Genomic DNA, 17,565 nt, shown 5'->3' on the forward strand with positions numbered 1-17,565 from the left:
CGCGGGCCGCCTCCTCGCCGCGGCGGCGCACCCCGTCCAGGGCGCCGGGGGCGCGCGGCGACTGCGGGGGGTGCTCGGCGAGGTCGCGGAAGATGCCGTCGGCGACGAGGCTGCGGGCCTCGATCATCGCGCGGTAGTCCGCCAGGGAGTACTCGTGGACGCGGAAACCGCGGTGCTGCGCCGAGTCGAGCAGGCCCTGCGCGCTGAGGTCGACCAGGGCCTCGCGGACCGGCGTCGCGGACACCCCGTAGCCGTCGGCGATCTCCTTGACCGTGAACTCCTGGCCGGGGCTGAGCCGCCCCGCCAGGATCTCGTCGCGCAACGCGTCCGCGATCTGCTGGCGCAGGGTGCTGCGGGTGACGGCGGGGCCGTCGGGTGCGGGCACGGTCGGGTCTCCCGGTTCGGCTGGTCGGCGGTGGAACTGGATCGGCTCGCCAGCCTATGCCCGCGCCCCGCCGCCGGGCTCACCAGCCGAGGGCGGCCGCGACCGGCCGGTGGTCGCTGCCGGTGGCGGGCAGCACCCACGCGCTGTGCGGCCGTACGCCCCTGACCAGGATCTGGTCGATCCGCACCAGCGGGAACGACGCCGGGAAGGTGAAGCCGAAGCCGTCCCCGGCCGCGTCCTGGGCCGAGTGCAGCCGGGCGGTGAGGGCGTCGAAGGCGCGGTCGTCCGTGGAGCCGTTGAGGTCGCCGAGCAGCACCGTCCGCTCGTTCTTCTCGGCGGCGACGGCCTTGCCGAGCGCCTGCGCGTTGCGGTCCCGGCTCTCGGTCCAGAAGCCGCCCCGGGGCATGACGCGTACGGAACCCAGGTGGGCCACGTACACCGCCAGCGGACCGTCGTCCGTGGCCACCGTGGTGCGCAGCGCCCGTGCTTCGGCCAGCTTGGCGGCGGCGGGCTTGGCGTCGCCCAGCGGCCCGACGTCCTGCTGGAGGTCGACCGGCTCGCTGTCCGACAGCGGCAGCCTGCTCCACAGCCCGACGGTGCCCATCACCGTGTGGTGCGGGTACGCCTTCGCCAGTTCCTTCTCGTAGATCGGCTTCGCCTGCTCGGTGATCTCCTCCAGGGCGAGCACGTCCGCCCCGGCCGCGGCCAGGGCGCGGGCGGTGCCGGCCGGGTCGGGGTTGGCGGCGCCGACGTTGTGGCTGACCACGGTGAGGTCGCCGGCCGACGCGTGGGACTTGTCGGTGAGCTGCCCGCCGAAGAGGCTCAGCCACACCGTCACCGGCAGCAGCAGCGCGAGCACCGCCGAGGCGGAGCGGCGCCACAGCGCACCGGCCAGCAGCACCGGGACGCCGAGGCCGCACCAGGGCAGGCAGTTGTCCGCCAGGCTGCCGAGGCCGCCGATCGCGTTCGGGATGTGCGCGTGCAGCAGCAGGAACAGGCCGAGGAGCAGGGCGAGCGCCGCGAGGACCGTGCCGCGCCGCCACGGTCCGGGCCGGGAGAGGGCGCGCGCCGCCCGGCGGACGGTCCGTCCGCGGTCATGACCGGTCATCGCCGCATCCTCGGGTCCTCGGTGGGGTCGGCGTACCGCTGGGGGCAGCCGTGGTCACGCGCGTCGCCGCGCAGTTCGTAGTGCCAGGGCTCGTTGTCGTAGATCCGGCACAGCCCGTACGCGGCGCCGTGCCGGGCCAGCCAGTCCGCGGCCGCGGTGCGCCCGATGTCGACGGCGTCCCCCGCCACGTGCGGGGACGTCACCGCGGTGGCGACCCAGCGGGCGGCCTCGTCCTCGGAGCCGTACTCGGCGACGGCCTCGCGAAGGAGCTGGTTCTGGTACGCGGGGGAGCGCCAGCCGCTGTTCACGAAGAACGTGACCCTGTCGTCGGCGGCGGCCGTGGCGGCCCGGCGCAGGGCCGTGAGCAGGCCCGGGTCGAGCTTCGTGACGGCCGCGGTCGCGTCGTCGAAGACCGTCACGCCGTCGGGGACGACCCCGTCGTCCGCGTCGGGCGGGCCGCGGTGCCCACTGCGGGACGCGTGCGGGGCGGCTCCCCTCGGGGGCGAGGGTGCTGCCGCCGAGGGCGGCGGGGACGAGGACGAGGACGACGCCTTCGGAAGCCGGTGGACGAGGGCCGCGACGAGCGCTGCCGCGACGACCACCAGGCAGACGACCGTCAGCCTGCGGGTTCGTATCATGCGGGCCAGTCAAGGCAGCGCGGTGTTGTCACCCCGTATGCGGTTTTTGATACGCGCACGAAAGGTCCCGGCTCGTAGCCTCGAAGACATGCGTGTCTTGGTCGTCGAGGACGAGCCCTATCTGGCGCAGGCCATCCGTGACGGCCTGCGCCTGGAAGCCATCGCGGCCGACGTCGCCGGTGACGGCGACAGCGCCCTGGAGCTGCTGAGCGTGAACGCGTACGACATCGCCGTCCTCGACCGGGACATCCCCGGGCCGTCCGGCGACGAGATCGCCCGCCGCATCGTCGCCTCCGGCAGCGGCATGCCGATCCTCATGCTCACCGCCGCCGACCGCCTGGACGACAAGGCCTCCGGGTTCGAACTCGGCGCCGACGACTACCTCACGAAACCGTTCGCGCTCCAGGAGCTCGCGCTGCGGCTGCGGGCCCTCGACCGCAGGCGCGCCCACAACAGGCCGCCCGTGCGGGAGATCGCGGGGCTGCGCCTGGACCCGTTCCGCCGCGAGGTCTACCGCGACGGCCGCTACGTCGCGCTCACCCGCAAGCAGTTCGCCGTGCTGGAGGTCCTCGTCGGCGCCGAGGGCGGGGTCGTCAGCGCCGAGGAACTGCTGGAACGCGCGTGGGACGAGCACGCCGACCCGTTCACCAACGCCGTGCGGATCACCGTCTCGGCGCTGCGCAAGCGCCTCGGCGAACCCTGGATCATCGCGACCGTGGCCGGCGTCGGCTACCGCATCGACTCCCCGCCGGACGCCGGGGGACAGGAGCGGGGCCGTGGATAGGGAGCCCGGACCGAGCGTCCGCCTCAAGCTCACCCTCAGCTACGCCGGGTTCCTCATGGTCGCCGGCGCCCTGCTGCTCGCCTCGGTGTGGTTCTTCCTGCTGAGGGACCTGCCCGACGTGAAGAACGGCATCGGCGGACTGCAGGTCCGCAAGCAGCTCGCGCTCCACTTCGCGTCGGGGGCGGCCGCCGTCATGGTGTTCCTGCTGGTGTTCGGGCTGCTGGGCGGCTGGGTCCTGGCGGGCCGCATGCTCGCCCCGCTGGCCCGCATCACGGACGCCACCCACCAGGCCGCGAACGGGACGCTCTCCCACCGCATCCGGCTGCCGGGCCGCCGGGACGAGTTCCGCGACCTCGCCGACGACTTCGACACGATGCTCGCGCGCCTGGAGGCCCACGTCGCCGAGCAGCGCCGATTCGCGGCCAACGCCTCGCACGAGCTGCGCACCCCGCTGGCGACCTCGAAGGCGCTCCTCGACGTGGCCCGCAGCGACCCGACGCACGACCCCGGTGAACTGGTCGAGCGCCTGCACGCCGTCAACACCCGGGCGATCGGCCTCACCGAGGCGCTGCTGCTGGTCAGCCGCGCCGAGCAGCGCTCCTTCCCCCGCGAACGCGTCGACCTGTCCCTGCTCGCGGAGGAAGCCACGGAGACCCTCCTCCCGCTCGCGGAGAAGCACGGCGTCGGCGTCGAGACCGACGGGGACCTCACGCCGGCGAGCGGGTCCCCGGCGCTGCTGCTGCAGCTGACCATGAACCTCGTGCACAACGCGATCGTCCACAACCTGCCGGACGGGGGCACCGTGCGGGTGAGCACCGGTGCCGGGCCCGGGACGGCGCTGCTCACCGTGGAGAACACCGGCGAGCGGCTCACCCCGGAGCTGACCGCGACCCTGACCGAACCGTTCCGGCGCGGCACCGAGCGCCTCCACACCGACCACGCGGGCGTCGGCCTCGGCCTGGCGATCGTCAGGACCATCACCCGGGCCCACGACGGAACCCTCACCCTCACCCCGCGCCCCGAAGGCGGGCTCCGCGTCACGGTGGAGCTGCCCGCGCCCTGAGCCGCACGCACGGGCCCCGGTCAGCGCGGCTCGGGCGGGCGCTGCCTCGGCATGTTGGGGCGGGCCCCCGGCGGCAGCGGGAAACGGCTCTGCGGGGGCTCGGCAGGACGGGCCGGGCCGGGCACCGAGGACTGCATGACCAGGGGCGCGGGCCCGGAGCGGAACTCGACCATCCAGTCCGCCGTCTCGGCCCGCACCAGCTCCGTCACGTCCTGCGTGAACCGCCGCAGCACCGACAGGCACCGCTCCGCCGCCTCGCTCGCCGTGCCCTCCGTCGGCCCGAGCACCTCGCGCACGCTCTCCGACGCCCAGTCGAACTGCAGCCCCTGCAACCGGCGCTGCACGGCCTGCGCCGTCGCGACGTCCCTTATCCAGCCGGACGTCAGCCCGAAGTAGCGGTCGCAGCCGATGCAGGCCACCGCGAGCAGCAGCGCGAGATATCCCCAGGGCGCGATCCCGCTCACCGTGCCCGTCAGGTCGAGCAGCGGCAGCACGCCTCCGGTGACCGCCCCGAGCGCGGCGCCGCCGCGCAGGGCCCGGGCGCCCCGCCGCTTCCACACCCGGTCGGCGAGGTACCAGGCGGCGGTCCGCAGCGCGCCCTGCTCGACCCAGCGGTACAGCTCGTCGAGGCGCTCGGCGGGCTCCCCCCAGTCGCCGACCGGGAACATCCGCCCCGTGAGGTCGCCCGCGCGGGCCCCGTCGCCGTCCGAGGTGCCCCGGCCCTCGCCCTGGCCCGGCCCCTCCTGGGGCGGTCCCTCGGGCTGCATCTCCGGCTGACTCACCCGGCACTCCCTCGACTGGTTACGGCTGGGGCTGAATGTGCAGCATCTTCCTACCGCCCAATGGGTGGCCAACGTCCCGTTTCCGCGGGTTTTCCGCTCAGAAGTGGGCCTTCATCAGGTATAGGAAAGCAGCCCATAAGCGGCTCATCTCACTCGAAAGAGTGCAGTGCGATGTGCCGGGGCGTGCGCCCCCCGGACCACGTAGGCTCGTTTCAGGAATCCGACAGGCCTACACACAGGCGTACACACAAGACCAGGAGCTGATCGTGATCCCCGGTGGTGGCCAGCCCAACATGCAGCAGCTGCTCCAGCAGGCCCAGAAGATGCAGCAGGACCTCGCACTGGCCCAGGAGGAGCTGGCGCAGACCGAGGTCGAGGGTCAGGCCGGTGGCGGCCTGGTCAAGGCGACGGTGACCGGCTCCGGTGAGCTGCGCGGCCTCGTCATCGACCCGAAGGCGGTCGACCCGGCGGACACCGAGACCCTCGCCGACCTGGTCGTGGCGGCGGTCCAGGCGGCCAACGAGAACGCGCAGGCGCTCCAGCAGCAGAAGCTCGGCCCGCTCGCGCAGGGACTCGGCGGCGGCAGCGGCATCCCGGGCCTCCCCTTCTAGGCCCGGCGCCAACTACCGTACGTACCGAGCGACAACCGCACACCGCAGGGAAGGCAATCCGTGTACGAAGGCGTGGTCCAGGACCTCATCGACGAGTTGGGCAGGCTGCCCGGCGTCGGTCCCAAGAGCGCGCAGCGGATCGCCTTCCACATCCTGCAGGCGGAGCCCACGGACGTACGGCGTCTCGCGCACGCCCTGATGGAGGTCAAGGCGAAGGTCCGCTTCTGCGCGACCTGCGGGAACGTGGCGCAGGAAGAGCTGTGCAACATCTGCCGCGACCCGCGCCGCGACCTCAGCGTCATCTGCGTGGTCGAGGAGCCCAAGGACGTCGTCGCGATCGAGCGCACCCGGGAGTTCCGGGGCAAGTACCACGTGCTCGGCGGCGCCATCAGCCCGATCGAGGGCGTGGGCCCCGACGACCTGCGTATACGAGAACTTCTCGCGCGGTTGGCCGACGGGACGGTCACGGAGCTGATCCTGGCCACCGATCCCAACCTGGAGGGCGAGGCCACCGCGACGTACCTCGCCCGCATGATCAAGCCCATGGGCCTGAAGGTCACCCGCCTGGCCAGCGGCCTCCCCGTCGGGGGCGACCTGGAATACGCGGACGAGGTCACCCTCGGCCGCGCCTTCGAGGGGAGACGACTCCTAGATGTCTGATGCCAGCCTGCACGCGACCGCCACGGACCCCGACGGGTTCGCGGTCCAGATCTCCGACCAGATCGAGTCGTTCATCGTCGCGGTGAGCGAGCTCTCCAAGGGTGACGAGCCGGACTCGACCGTGCCGTTCCTGCTGCTGGAGGTCTCTCAACTGCTGCTCGCCGGCGGCCGGTTGGGCGCGCACGAGGACATCGTGCCGGACGAGCGCTACGAGCCGGACCTCGGCCCGGAGCAGGACGTCGACGCGCTGCGCGAGGGGCTCGCGCGGCTGCTCGACCCGGTCGACGTGTACTCCGAGGTCTTCGACCCGTACGAGCCGCGCAAGGCGCCGGTCGCCGCGCGCATCTCGGACGACCTGGCCGACGTCGTCACGGACCTGCGCCACGGCATGGCCCACTACCGCGCGGGCCGGATCACCGAGGCGCTGTGGTGGTGGCAGTTCTCGTACTTCTCGAACTGGGGCTCCACCGCCTCCGCCACCCTGCGCGCCCTCCAGTCCGTGGTCGCCCACGTCCGGCTGAACCAGCCGCTGGACGACCTCGACGGCCTCGACACGGACGAGGACCTGTCGGCCGCCGAGGAGGAGTCGCTGGCGGAGGAGGCCGGCCGGGTCATGGCGGAGGAGATCGCGGGCCCGCTGGGTCTGCGCCCCGTGAAGTGACCGCCCGCAGAAAGTGAGCTGGCCCACTTTCCCGGTTGTTCGCACACCGTCCGGGCATGTGCTTGATCGGGCGGCCGGAACCCCCCAACGAAACCCCGGTGATCACGTCGTGAGCGGGACATCTCATGATGCGATATGGCCGGGGCGGATTTCGGCCGCTCGTTAGACTGAGCCGACCGCAGTACGCATACGTACATGTGGTGACAGACGGACTGAGCGAGGAGCGCACGTGGGCCTTGTCGTGCAGAAGTACGGAGGCTCCTCCGTAGCCGATGCCGAGGGCATCAAGCGGGTCGCCAAGCGCATCGTGGACGCCAAGAAGAACGGCAACCAGGTGGTTGTCGTGGTGTCCGCGATGGGCGACACGACGGATGAGTTGATCGATCTCGCCGAGCAGGTATCCCCGATCCCTGCCGGGCGCGAATTCGACATGCTGCTGACCGCCGGGGAGCGGATCTCCATGGCCCTGCTGGCCATGGCGATCAAAAACCTGGGCCACGAGGCCCAGTCGTTCACGGGCAGCCAGGCCGGCGTCATCACCGACTCGGTCCACAACAAAGCCCGGATCATCGACGTCACGCCGGGGCGTATCCGCGAGTCCCTGGACAAGGGCAACATCGCGATCGTCGCCGGGTTCCAGGGCGTCTCGCAGGACAAGAAGGACATCACCACGCTCGGCCGTGGCGGGTCCGACACGACCGCCGTCGCTCTTGCCGCCGCGCTCGACGCGGAGGTCTGCGAGATCTACACGGACGTCGACGGTGTGTTCACCGCCGACCCGCGCGTCGTGAAGAAGGCGCGGAAGATCGACTGGATCTCCTTCGAGGACATGCTGGAGCTCGCCAGCTCCGGGTCGAAGGTGCTGCTCCACCGCTGCGTGGAGTACGCCCGCCGGTACAACATCCCGATCCACGTGCGGTCCAGCTTCAGCGGGCTGCAGGGCACCTGGGTCAGCAACGAGCCGCAGCACAATCAGCAAGGGGACAAGCCCGTGGAACAGGCGATCATCTCCGGTGTCGCGCACGACACCTCCGAGGCGAAGGTCACCGTCGTCGGTGTCCCGGACAAGCCGGGCGAGGCCGCGAAGATCTTCCGCGCCGTGGCCGACGCGGAGATCAATCTCGACATGATCGTCCAGAACGTCTCCGCCGCCTCGACCGGGCTGACCGACATCTCCTTCACGCTCCCCAAGACCGAGGGCCGCAAGGCCATCGACGCCCTGGAGAAGCAGAAGGCCAACGTCGGCTTCGACTCCCTGCGCTACGACGACCAGATCGCCAAGATCTCGCTCGTGGGCGCCGGCATGAAGACGAACCCGGGTGTCACGGCCGGGTTCTTCGAGGCGCTCACCGACGCGGGCGTCAACATCGAGCTGATCTCCACCTCCGAGATCCGCATCTCCGTCGTCACGCGTGCCGACGACGTGAACGAGGCCGTGCGCGCCGTGCACTCCGCCTTCGGACTCGACTCGGACTCCGACGAGGCCGTGGTCTACGGAGGCACCGGCCGCTGATGGCCGCAACACCTGTGCGGCGTCCGACGCTCGCGGTCGTGGGAGCGACCGGGAGCGTCGGTGCCGTTCTGCTGCAGATCCTGTCGCAGCACGCGGACATCTGGGGCGAGATCCGGCTCGTGGCGTCGCCGCGCTCGGCGGGGCGCAAGCTCACCGTGCGCGGCGCCGAGGTCGAGGTCGTCGCCCTGGAGGAGTCCGTCTTCGACGGGGTCGACGTCGCCATGTTCGACGTACCCGACGAGGTCTCCGCGCAGTGGGCTCCGGTCGCCGCGGCCAAGGGCGCGGTCGTCGTCGACAACTCGGCGGCCTTCCGGCTGGCCGAGGACGTGCCGCTGGTCGTCCCGGAGATCAATCCGCACGCCGCGCGCGTGCGGCCGCGCGGCATCGTCGCGAACCCCAACTGCACGACCCTGTCGATGATCGTGGCCGTCGGCGCGCTGCACGCCGAGTTCGGGCTGCGCGAACTGGTGGTCTCCAGCTACCAGGCGGTGAGCGGGGCCGGCCGGGCCGGCATCGAGACGCTCCGCGCCCAGCTGGACCTCGTCGCCGGTACGGAGCTGGGGACCAGCCCGGGCGATGTGCGCCGGGCCGTCGGCGACCGGACCGGGCCGTTCCCGGAGCCGGTCGCGCTGAACGTCGTGCCGTGGGCCGGGACGCTGCGCGAGGACGGCTGGTCGTCGGAGGAGATGAAGGTGCGGGACGAGTCCCGCAAGATCCTCGGGCTGCCGGGTCTGCCGGTGGCCGTCACGTGTGTGCGCGTCCCCGTCGTCACCACGCACTCCCTGACCGTCCACGCCCGCTTCCAGAGCGAGGTCACGGTGGACAAGGCGCGCGAGATCCTCGCGACCGCGCCCGGTGTCGTGCTCTTCGACAACCCGGCCGCCGGTGAGTTCCCCACGCCTGCCGACGCGGTGGGCACCGACCCGACCTGGGTGGGCCGGGTGCGGCGCTCGCTGGACGACCCGACGGGGCTCGAACTCTTCGTCTGCGGGGACAACCTGCGCAAAGGCGCCGCTTTGAACACGGCGCAGATCGCGGAGCTGATCGCCGCGGAGTTCACCGCCGCGTGATGTGCGCCTCTCTTGATGTCCGCCTTACGGGCACCCCCTTCCCATATTCGGATTCGATCGTAAGATCTGTGTGAGTTCTGTGGAGACAGTGGTTCAGACCACTGGCCCGCACCACGTGAGCAGGGACCTCTGCGTCTTCGAAGATTCCGCTCCCCGTCCTGCAACCGCATGCAGGGCGGGGAGCGTCATTGTCTGAGTTCTGGGGGGTCGTGGTTCGCGGGGTCTTGGTCCCGGGGTCCGGTCCCCGGGGCCTTGGTTCTGAGGGCCTTGGTGCAGAGGGCAATTGGGGCATAGGGGAAGAGCAGGTACGCATGTCGGCATCTGACGGGGCGTCATTGGTGGGGATGACGAAGTCTGTCGCAAATGAGGCGCCGGACGCGTACAACCCTGACGGGGGGAAGCGTGTCCAACAGGCGTGGCAGAGGTACTCGACTTCACAGCGGTACAAGCGAGGGGCGCGGCGCTGCGTCCCCCCCTCGCTCCCTTGGGGACCCGGCGCTCCCGCGGGGGCGCGGCCGGCGGCATGCCGGTGATCGCCCCCATGCCCGCGGCGCGGCCTGCGCAGCTTCCGGCCCAGGCGCAGGGTGCTGACGAGGTGACGACAGCCGGCACCACGGTCGACCACCTGACCGAGACCTATCGCGCCCACTACCGCTCCCTCCTCGGGCTCGCGGCGCTCCTCCTCGACGACACGGCCTCCTGCGAGGACGTGGTCCAGGAGGCGTTCATCCGCGTCCATTCGGCACGCAAACGCGTCCGGGACCCGGAGAAGACGCTGGCCTACCTGCGCCAGACCGTCGTCAACCTGTCGCGCTCGACCCTGCGCCGCCGCATCCTCGGACTGAAGCTGCTCACCAAGCCGATGCCCGACATGGCGAGCGCGGAGGAGGGGGCGTACGACCTCCTGGAGCGCGACGCCCTGAAGGCGGCGCTGCGCGGTCTGCAGCGGCGCCAGCGCGAGGTCCTCGTCCTGCGGTACTTCGCGGACATGACCGAGGCGCAGGTCGCCGAGTCGCTGGGGATATCACTGGGGTCGGTGAAGGCGTACGGTTCTCGCGGCATCGCGGCTCTCCGCGTCGCCATGGAGGCACCGGTATGAGCCCCACAGGCCCCGAGCCGGACGAGCGGTTCAAGAAGTACACGCACGACGAGCACGCTGGGAACGCAACTGTGAACGACGGACCCCGTCGTCGGGCCGATGCGGCGGCCGACGACGCGAGTGGCCCCGACACCCTCGTCGGCTCCCGCCCCGGGGACGACGAGCTGGAACTGCGGCGCATGATGCGACAGGCCGTCGCCGAGATCGCCCCCCAGCCCCCGGTCCCGGCCCCGGACGAGACCGACGAGACCCTGGAACATCTGCGCCGGGCCGTCCCCGCCCGGCGGGCCCGCAAGCGGCAGGCCGTCGTCGGCGCCGTCGCGGCCGGGGTGTTCGTCGCGATGGCGGTGCCCGCGGTGCTGCACGTCGCGCACACCGGCTCCTCCGGCGGCGACCGGCCCTCCATCGCCGGGCACAGCGAGACCGCGCACGGCGGCACCGGCGGCGGGAAGTCCTCCGGCGGCGGCAAGGGCTCCGGCAGCTCGCCCTCCACGTCCCACGACAAGGACAAGGACGGCAAGAAGGGCAAGGGCAAGGACGGCAGGGGCAAGGGTGTCGGCGGCGGCGTCACCGGCGGTCCCGAGCCCGGCAGCACGGCCGCCGCCAGCTCCCCCTCCTGCGCCGCGGGCGATCTGGACCACGCACAGGCGAGCGTCGGCGCGCCCGACGCCAGCGGTACGGTCTACGGCTCGTTCCGCGTCTCGAACGGCTCCGACGCCAACTGCACGATCGACAGCCCCGGCAGCGTGGTCACCCTCGCCGAGGGTGCGGCCGACCCCACCAAGGTGAGCGTCGTCGACCACACCTCGGGCGACCGGGCGACCGGCCTGCCCGACCCGGCGACCGAGCCGAGCCAGCTGATCCTGGAACCGGGGATGGCGTACGAGGTGCGGTTCGCCTGGGTGCCGTCCGGCCAGTGCCCCGCGACCGGTGGCACCGGCGGCACGGGCGGCGGCGAGACGTCCCCCTCGCCGACGCCGAGCGGGTCCAAGGACACCGGCGACGCCACCGGCACGGGCACGCCGACCGACACGGGCATGACGACCCAGCTCGGGTCCGACGACACCACCGACGGCACCGTGGTCGTGTCCCACACGGCGGAGCCGGGCGCGCCGAGCGCCGACGCGGTCATTCCGGACGCCTGCGCGGGCACCGTGTACCGGACCGGGCCGCTGCCGACGTCCTGAGTCGTCCTGCGAAGGTTCGACGAAGGCCCTACGGGGCCCTGGTCAGCCCTCTTCCTGCGGGGCGATGCCCAGCTCCGCGTCGCGGAGGGCCTCCGCCTCGCGGCGGACCAGGCGGAACCACATGAAGAGCACGAAGCCCGCGAAGACGAACCACTCACCGGTGTAGCCGAGGTTCTGGAACGCCTTGAGGTCGAGGCCGCTGCCCTGGGGCGTGCTGGCCGGCACGGGCGTCATCCGCGCGTCCGCCTCGTCGAGCGTGACCCAGGCGTCGTACACGTCGTAGGGCACCAGGTTCACCAGGGACGCCGCACTGATCATGCCGACCTGGCCGGAGGGCAGGCCGCCCGCCGTCGCGGGGACGCCGTCCGAGCCCGGGGACTCCGAGGACTGCAGCGCCCCCGTCACCGTGACGTCGCCCTTCGGCGGCGCCGGCGCCTTCGCGGCGGAGGCCGCCCCCGGCAGCCAGCCGCGGACCACGGGCAGCGCCTTGCCGGTGGCGTCGACCTTGAGGAGCGTCACGACGTAGAAGCCGGTGCGTCCGTCGAGGTCGCGGTCGGGCACCAGGAGCTGCTTGTCGTAGTGCCCGGTCGCCGTGGCCCGCTTGCCGGAGGTCTGCGTGCTCACGGGCAGCAGCGAGGCGAGCGGCTCGGCCGCGGCCTTCTCGTTCGCCTCGCTGTGCTCGCTCGCGGAGCGGTGGTCCTGCACCCGGTCCTCGAAACGGCTGAGCTGCCACGAGCCCATGAAGACGCACACGGGGATCGCCAGCAGGACGAAGATGTTGATCCCCCACCAGCGGGGCGTCAGCAGGAACCGGTACACGCCCTCAACGGTACGGGTCCGATGTAAAGGCCCCTCCCGCGGCCCCGCCTTCCGGGCGTCAGCGCGGCAAGTGGCGCCTCACGAAGTCCAGTTCGAGGCCGACCTGCTTGATGCGCTCCTCGACGACGAGCGAGCCGTGCCCCGCGTCGTACCGGTACACCTCGTGCACCGCGTCGCGCGCCGCGAGCCGGTCCACGTAGTTGTCGATCTGGCGGATCGGGCAGCGCGGGTCGTTCAGCCCCGCGGAGACGAAGACCGGGGCCCGCACGTCGTCCACGTACGTCAGCGGCGAGGAGGCGGTGAAGCGGTCCGGGACCTCGTCCGGGGAGCCGCCGAAGAGGGTGCGGTCCAGCGCCTTGAGGGCCTCCATCTCGTCCTCGTACGCCGCGACGTAGTCCGCGACCGGCACGGCCGCCAGGCCCACCGCCCAGGCGTCCGGCTGGGTGCCGAGGCCGAGCAGGGTGAGGTAGCCGCCCCAGGAGCCGCCCGACAGGACCAGGCGCTCGGGGTCGGCGAGGCCGGAGGCGACGGCCCAGGCGCGCACGGCCGCGATGTCCTCCAGCTCGATCAGGCCGACGCGGTGCTTGAGGGCGTCGGTCCACTCGCGGCCGTAGCCGGTCGAGCCGCGGTAGTTGACCCGGACCACCGCGTACCCGTGGTCGACCCAGGCCGCCGGGCCCGCCGCGAAGGCGTCCGAGTCGTGCCAGGTGGGGCCGCCGTGGATCTCGAAGACGGTGGGCAGGGGGCCGCTCGCCCCGGCCGGCTTCTGGACGAGGGCGTGGATGCGGCCGCCGGGCCCCTCCACCCAGACGTCCTCGACCGGGACCGCGGCGGGGGCCTTCATGCCGGGGGGATCGAGGACGACGCCGCCCGTGGTGGAGCGTACGACCGGCGGCTCGGCGGCCGAGGACCACAGGTACTCGACGCTGCCGTCGGGCCGGGCGCTCGCGCCGGACACGGAGCCGACGGGGGTGTCCACCTTCGTCAGGGCGCCGGTGGCGAACTCGTAGCGCCACAGGTCGCCGCGGGCCTCGAACTCATGGGCGATGAGCAGCGCCGAACCGTCCGGGTACCACTCCGCCGACACGTCGCCCGGCAGGTCCAGGTGCAGATCGGTCTGCTCGCCGGAGGCCACGTCCCACACCATCGGCTCCCAGCGGCCGCGCCGCTGGTGCCCGACCAGGAGCCGGCTGTCGCCCTCGACGGGCGCGAAGCCGAGCACCTCCAGGCCGAGCTCCTTCTCGCCGCCGTTGGTGTCGTCCAGCTCGGCGACCGTCGAGCCGTCGAGGCGGACCACGCGCAGTGCCGAGTGCATCGCGTCGCCGTGCTCGGTGTGCTCGATGGCGATCAGGGTGCCTCCCCCGGCCTCCGTCTGGGGGGACCCCCAGCTCAGGTCGCCGACGCCGGCCGACTCGCGGTGGCGGTAGATCTCGACGGGGTCCTGCACGCCGGGCCGCACGACGTGCAGGGTCGTGCCGTCCTCGTCCGTGGAGCGGCCGATCACCGCCGTGCGCCCGTCGCGGCCGAGGGCGAGGCCGGCCGGGTAGGACGGGGCGAGACCCGGGACGGCCTCGACGTCCTCCCCGCCCTCGAACGGCTGCCGCATCCAGACGCCGAACTCGTCCCCGTCGGTGTCGCTGAACCACCAGATCGACGCGCCGTCGGGGGAGAGCACGCCGTCCGTCGTCCCGTTCGCCCGGTCCGTCGCCTGGCGCTGCTCGCCCGTCGCCCTGTCCCACGCGTACAGCTCGTACGTCCCCGTCGCGTTCGACACGAACAGGGAACGGTCCGGGGCGTCCTCCGCCCAGTCGGGCAGCGATACGCGCGGCGCCCTGAAGCGCTTCTCCCAGTCGGGCATGGACCCGTTGCTCTCACTCGTCATCCCCCCATGGTGCCCGTCCGCACCGACACTTCGCCGACGGGATGCCCAGCCTGTGGAAAACCCCCGCACCGTGCCCCGGATGCCGATCGGGTGCGGCAGGGGGAGAGTGGAGTGGTCCGTTTTCCGGCCGGCCGAGGAGGTCCGGTGGTCATGGCCAAGCACAGCAAAGACCCCAGGGAAGAGTCCCAGAAGGCCCGCAACGACGCGGCGCAGCAGCGCGCGCAGCAGGCCAAGCGGAACATCGACTCGGTCTCGGCGAAGACCCGCGGCATGCAGCAGAAGGCCCAGGCCCGCAGGCAGGGAAACCGCTAGAGGCGGAGCTGTGCCCACCCGAGAAGAGTCGGTCTGAAGAAGAGTCTTCTTGAGAAGAACGGCGTGATGGAGAAGAACGGCGTGACCCGGCCGGGGGGCGAGCCACCGAGGGGAGTGGCCGGGTCCGCCACGCAGGTGCTCCCGCTGAGCTGTACCTGCCGTTCCGTCGAACCGGGGCCGGTCCGGGGAGGGGAGATGAACTGCACCGACGCGGTTCATCCGTACGGCCCGGTCTGCGGTGACGGTGTGGGAAATGTACGCCTGCCGGACCCCGCCCGGAATACCCCGCGCATATATCTACGTACGAGGTTCCGTACGGGATCGGTAGGGGTGCTATACGGGCGGGCGCGCCGGGGCCGGGCCGAGGGTCGTCGTGCCCGGGGCCGCCCGGTGTCCGAGGCCGGTGCGGTAGGTGTCGAGGGCCGCTTCGATGCGGCCGCTGCGCCGGTACAGGTCGCCCAGCAGGCGGCACAGATCGGCCAGGTCGCCCGCCGCTCCCGCGCGTTCCAGCAGGCTGAGGGCGTTGACGTAGTGCTCCTCGGCCTCTTCCTGTGCGCCCGACTCCTGCGCGATCAGGCCCAGGAGGCGGTGCGCGCCCGCCGCGTGCACGGCGCCGCGCTCCGGGCTGAGCTCGCCGAGCAGCGCGCGCAGCAACTGCGCGGCTTCCCGGGGCCGGTCCAACTGGCGTAGTACGTCGGCGAGTTCGACCTCGACTTGTTGGGTGTAGAGCGTGGCGCGTTTGGCGGAGAGCATGTCGCGGGCCGTGCGCAGTTCAGCCTCGGCGGCGGTGAGGCGGCCCGCCTGGGCGTGCACGTACCCGCGCATCCAGTGGCAGTGCGCCAGTTCGGTGCGGATCTGGAGCTGCTGGTAGAGCTCGGCGGCCTTGGTGAGGGACGCGTCGGCCTCGACGACCCTGCCCTCGGCGAGGAGGGTGCGGGCGACCGAGCGGTGCATCTGCGCGATGAGGGCGGGGTCGGCGACGCGGGGCGCCAGCGAGAGGGCGAGTTCGGCGGCCTGGGCGGCGCGGGCGTGCGCGCCCATGTCCATGTAGGGGGCGATGGAGGCGGTGTAGAGCAGGACGAGGGCGTCGGGGTCGTGCAGCCCGCCGGTGTTGAGGTCGTCGAGGGCCGTCTCCAGGAGGTAGCAGGCGTAGCGCAGGGAGCCGGAGAGGTAGTGGGCGACGGCGCGGGCGCGGATGACCGGGGCGCGCTGCGGGAGCGGGGCGCCGGCCGCGGTCAGCAGGGCGTCGGCGGCGTCGAAGTGGCCGCGCGCCTCGGCCAGTTCACCCGTCTCCAGGGCGCATTCGCCCAGCCCCAGCTCGGCGGCGGCGTGTTCGGAGGGGAGCTCGTGACGTGCCGCTTCCGCGCTCAGGTCCGCGTACAGGGCGGCGGCCTCACCCGCCGCTCCCGTGGCGAGGGCGCGCTGCGCCTCGGTGAGCCGGAGCCTCAAGTCCGTTGCCAGATGGGCGGGTCGGCCGGTGGCGAGCTCCTCGTACGTGACTCCGAGGCGGTCGGCGATGTGCCGCAGGGCGGCGTCGGAGGGGCGCACCCGGCCCGCTTCGAGGGTGGAGATGTAGGCGGGGGTGTAGGCGGGCTCGGCTACCTGGCGCTGGGTGAGGCCGCGCGCGGTGCGCAGCCGCAGCACACGGCGGCCGACCGGCTCGGGCAGCTCGGGGGGCGGATCTTCTGGCATGACGCGGGGCTGCCGCCTTTCGCACGGGTGACGCGACGAGTTTCACCTCTTGCCCCCTGTCCCGCCAACCCCCTAGGTTGAGCGACCAGTTAAGGCAAGTTAAGTCCGCTTAACCTTCAACTTACTGCGAGGTTCCCGTGCGCGTCCGCACACCCCTGTCCACTGCGGCCGTCGCGGTGGCCGCAGGTGTCCTTGCCGCCGCCGCGCTCGTCGGTGCGGGTTCGGCGTCGCACGCGGCCGCGGGCGGGGACACGCGCACGGTCGAGTACTTCCCGGACTCCCACGGCGCGGGCCGGCACGCCCAAGTCCCCACCGCCGTACCGGAAAAGCTCCGCCGGGCCCGCAAGGCGCCCGCGCAGAGCCCCGGCTCCACCAGTGTCACACCGCTGCAACGGACCGGACCCTCCGAGGGCCGCCTCGATCTCGTCGTCATCGGCGACGGCTACACCTCCGGCCAGCAGGCCGACTTCCGGGCGGACGCGCAGGCCAAGCTGGACGCGATCTTCGCGATAGAGCCGTACAAGAGCTACCAGGGGCTCTTCAACTTCTGGCTCGTGGACGCCGTGTCGAACGACGCGGGCGTCTCCGGCGACCCGACGCAGGACGTCGTACGGGACACCGCCGTCGGCAGCTACTTCTTCTGCGACGACGTCGAAAGGCTCCTGTGCGTCGACGAGAAGAAGGTCGACACCTACGCGCAGCAGGCCCCGGACTCCGACATCGTCTTCGTCGTCTCGAACTCCACCAAGTACGGCGGCGCCGGCTACAGCGGACTGACCTCCACGGCCGGGCACACCGGCATCGCCACCATGTCGTCCGACAACGACCGCTCGTACCTCATAGGCGCCCATGAACTCGGCCATTCCATAGGCCTGTTGGCGGACGAGTACCAGTACGACGGCTACGGCACCTACCCGGGCGCCGAGCCGGCCGAGCCCAACACCAGCAAGCTGACCGCCGACGGCATGGCCGCCGCACGGACCAAGTGGTACCGCTGGCTCGGCCAGAGCGATCCGTCCGGCGGCACCGTCGGGACGTACGAGGGCGCCGGCTACTACGAGTACGGCATCTACCGCCCGACACAGAACTCGATCATGCGCGCCCTGGACACCGACACGTTCAACCTGCCCGGCCGGGAGGCGATGATCGCCGGCTTCTACCGCGACGCCGACCTGCTCACCGCCCGCACCTCCACGGCCCGCGCCCTGCGCGCGACCGACACCCTGCGGGTCGGCCTCGCGCCGCTCGCGAAGGGCCTGTCCGACGTCCGCGTGCACTGGTACGTCGACGGGGCCGAGG

General features: G+C 72.2%; 18 protein-coding genes. 11 read left to right on the forward strand and 7 right to left on the reverse strand.

Features of this window, described 5'->3' with window-relative positions; all coding sequences use genetic code 11:
- From G3I40_RS40055 to G3I40_RS40065, 3 genes are all read right to left on the reverse strand, one after another.
- The coding region (locus tag G3I40_RS40055; RefSeq protein ID WP_164559730.1) for a GntR family transcriptional regulator at nt 1-385 on the reverse strand (385 nt) is incomplete at its 3' end.
- A 79-nt stretch (nt 386-464) separates the two neighbouring features.
- Complete coding sequence (locus G3I40_RS40060) at nt 465-1,493, reverse strand: endonuclease/exonuclease/phosphatase family protein (RefSeq protein ID WP_164559731.1); 1,029 nt, start codon at nt 1,491-1,493, stop codon at nt 465-467.
- Nucleotides 1,490-2,131, reverse strand: a complete 642-nt coding sequence (locus G3I40_RS40065; protein ID WP_164559732.1) for a M15 family metallopeptidase — start codon at nt 2,129-2,131, stop codon at nt 1,490-1,492. The genes G3I40_RS40060 and G3I40_RS40065 overlap by 4 nt, the downstream gene beginning before the upstream one ends.
- A gap of 88 nt (nt 2,132-2,219) precedes the next feature.
- On the opposite strand from G3I40_RS40065, the gene G3I40_RS40070 reads away from it, so the two are divergent.
- Together G3I40_RS40070 and G3I40_RS40075 are read left to right on the forward strand one after the other, a co-directional pair.
- On the forward strand, nt 2,220-2,915 hold the full coding sequence (locus G3I40_RS40070) for a response regulator transcription factor (protein ID WP_164559733.1): 696 nt from the start codon (nt 2,220-2,222) through the stop codon (nt 2,913-2,915).
- Nucleotides 2,908-3,978, forward strand: coding sequence for a HAMP domain-containing sensor histidine kinase (locus tag G3I40_RS40075; RefSeq protein ID WP_164559734.1), 1,071 nt, complete (start codon nt 2,908-2,910; stop codon nt 3,976-3,978). Before G3I40_RS40070 ends, G3I40_RS40075 begins: the two co-directional genes overlap by 8 nt.
- 20 nt (nt 3,979-3,998) lie before the next feature.
- Here the strand turns inward: G3I40_RS40075 and G3I40_RS40080 are convergent, their stop codons facing one another.
- Nucleotides 3,999-4,760 carry an SLATT domain-containing protein gene (locus G3I40_RS40080; RefSeq protein ID WP_164559735.1) on the reverse strand — a complete coding sequence of 254 codons (762 nt, stop codon included), beginning with the start codon at nt 4,758-4,760 and terminating at the stop codon, nt 3,999-4,001.
- 266 nt (nt 4,761-5,026) lie between these two features.
- Here G3I40_RS40080 and G3I40_RS40085 point away from each other — a divergent pair, with 266 nt between their 5' ends.
- The 7 genes from G3I40_RS40085 to G3I40_RS40115 all read left to right on the forward strand — a co-directional run bounded on the left by G3I40_RS40085 (nt 5,027) and on the right by G3I40_RS40115 (nt 11,561).
- The gene (locus G3I40_RS40085) at nt 5,027-5,371 is read left to right on the forward strand and encodes a YbaB/EbfC family nucleoid-associated protein (protein ID WP_164559736.1); all 345 of its coding nucleotides are present in this window, start codon (nt 5,027-5,029) and stop codon (nt 5,369-5,371) included.
- A gap of 60 nt (nt 5,372-5,431) precedes the next feature.
- Complete coding sequence (gene recR, locus G3I40_RS40090; protein ID WP_164559737.1) at nt 5,432-6,031, forward strand: recombination mediator RecR; 600 nt, start codon at nt 5,432-5,434, stop codon at nt 6,029-6,031.
- On the forward strand, nt 6,024-6,692 hold the full coding sequence (locus G3I40_RS40095; RefSeq protein ID WP_164559738.1) for a DUF5063 domain-containing protein: 669 nt from the start codon (nt 6,024-6,026) through the stop codon (nt 6,690-6,692). The genes recR and G3I40_RS40095 overlap by 8 nt, the downstream gene beginning before the upstream one ends.
- A 229-nt stretch (nt 6,693-6,921) precedes the next feature.
- Nucleotides 6,922-8,205, forward strand: a complete 1,284-nt coding sequence (locus G3I40_RS40100; protein WP_164559739.1) for an aspartate kinase — start codon at nt 6,922-6,924, stop codon at nt 8,203-8,205.
- Nucleotides 8,205-9,275, forward strand: coding sequence for an aspartate-semialdehyde dehydrogenase (locus tag G3I40_RS40105; RefSeq protein ID WP_164559740.1), 1,071 nt, complete (start codon nt 8,205-8,207; stop codon nt 9,273-9,275). Before G3I40_RS40100 ends, G3I40_RS40105 begins: the two co-directional genes overlap by 1 nt.
- A gap of 415 nt (nt 9,276-9,690) precedes the next feature.
- Nucleotides 9,691-10,374 (forward strand): SigE family RNA polymerase sigma factor, encoded by a 684-nt coding sequence (locus tag G3I40_RS40110; protein WP_164559741.1) that lies wholly within the window; start codon nt 9,691-9,693, stop codon nt 10,372-10,374.
- Nucleotides 10,371-11,561 (forward strand): hypothetical protein, encoded by a 1,191-nt coding sequence (locus G3I40_RS40115; RefSeq protein WP_239092222.1) that lies wholly within the window; start codon nt 10,371-10,373, stop codon nt 11,559-11,561. The genes G3I40_RS40110 and G3I40_RS40115 overlap by 4 nt, the downstream gene beginning before the upstream one ends.
- Nucleotides 11,562-11,603: 42 nt before the next feature.
- Here G3I40_RS40115 and G3I40_RS40120 read toward each other — a convergent pair whose 3' ends face one another.
- Together G3I40_RS40120 and G3I40_RS40125 are read right to left on the reverse strand one after the other, a co-directional pair.
- Nucleotides 11,604-12,380 carry an SURF1 family protein gene (locus G3I40_RS40120; protein WP_164559742.1) on the reverse strand — a complete coding sequence of 259 codons (777 nt, stop codon included), beginning with the start codon at nt 12,378-12,380 and terminating at the stop codon, nt 11,604-11,606.
- Nucleotides 12,381-12,438: 58 nt separating this feature from the next.
- Entirely contained in the window at nt 12,439-14,262 is a 1,824-nt protein-coding gene (locus G3I40_RS40125) for a prolyl oligopeptidase family serine peptidase (RefSeq protein WP_164559743.1), read from the reverse strand.
- A 150-nt stretch (nt 14,263-14,412) separates the two neighbouring features.
- On the opposite strand from G3I40_RS40125, the gene G3I40_RS40130 reads away from it, so the two are divergent.
- Nucleotides 14,413-14,574: a hypothetical protein gene (locus tag G3I40_RS40130; RefSeq protein WP_164559744.1), complete on the forward strand. Its 162-nt coding sequence runs from the start codon at nt 14,413-14,415 to the stop codon at nt 14,572-14,574.
- 333 nt (nt 14,575-14,907) lie between these two features.
- On the opposite strand, the gene G3I40_RS40135 is transcribed toward G3I40_RS40130, so the two are convergent.
- Nucleotides 14,908-16,266, reverse strand: coding sequence for a helix-turn-helix transcriptional regulator (locus G3I40_RS40135; protein ID WP_164559745.1), 1,359 nt, complete (start codon nt 16,264-16,266; stop codon nt 14,908-14,910).
- A 137-nt stretch (nt 16,267-16,403) separates the two neighbouring features.
- Here G3I40_RS40135 and G3I40_RS40140 point away from each other — a divergent pair.
- Nucleotides 16,404-17,565: M64 family metallopeptidase (locus tag G3I40_RS40140; protein ID WP_343245176.1), on the forward strand; the 1,162-nt coding region annotated here is incomplete at its 3' end.

Origin of the sequence: Streptomyces sp. SID14478 (genome assembly GCF_010548525.1) — a bacterium.
In the GTDB taxonomy this organism is placed as follows: Bacteria; Actinomycetota; Actinomycetes; order Streptomycetales; family Streptomycetaceae; genus Streptomyces.

Coding starts and splice junctions, on each gene's coding strand:
- G3I40_RS40060 (WP_164559731.1), bottom strand. CDS start 1,493: ATGACCGGTCATGACCGCGGACGGACCGTCCGCCGGGCGGCGCGCGCC.
- G3I40_RS40065 (WP_164559732.1), bottom strand. CDS start 2,131: ATGATACGAACCCGCAGGCTGACGGTCGTCTGCCTGGTGGTCGTCGCG.
- G3I40_RS40070 (WP_164559733.1), top strand. CDS start 2,220: ATGCGTGTCTTGGTCGTCGAGGACGAGCCCTATCTGGCGCAGGCCATC.
- G3I40_RS40095 (WP_164559738.1), top strand. CDS start 6,024: ATGTCTGATGCCAGCCTGCACGCGACCGCCACGGACCCCGACGGGTTC.
- G3I40_RS40105 (WP_164559740.1), top strand. CDS start 8,205: ATGGCCGCAACACCTGTGCGGCGTCCGACGCTCGCGGTCGTGGGAGCG.
- G3I40_RS40115 (WP_239092222.1), top strand. CDS start 10,371: ATGAGCCCCACAGGCCCCGAGCCGGACGAGCGGTTCAAGAAGTACACG.
- G3I40_RS40125 (WP_164559743.1), bottom strand. CDS start 14,262: ATGACGAGTGAGAGCAACGGGTCCATGCCCGACTGGGAGAAGCGCTTC.
- G3I40_RS40130 (WP_164559744.1), top strand. CDS start 14,413: ATGGCCAAGCACAGCAAAGACCCCAGGGAAGAGTCCCAGAAGGCCCGC.
- G3I40_RS40135 (WP_164559745.1), bottom strand. CDS start 16,266: ATGCCAGAAGATCCGCCCCCCGAGCTGCCCGAGCCGGTCGGCCGCCGT.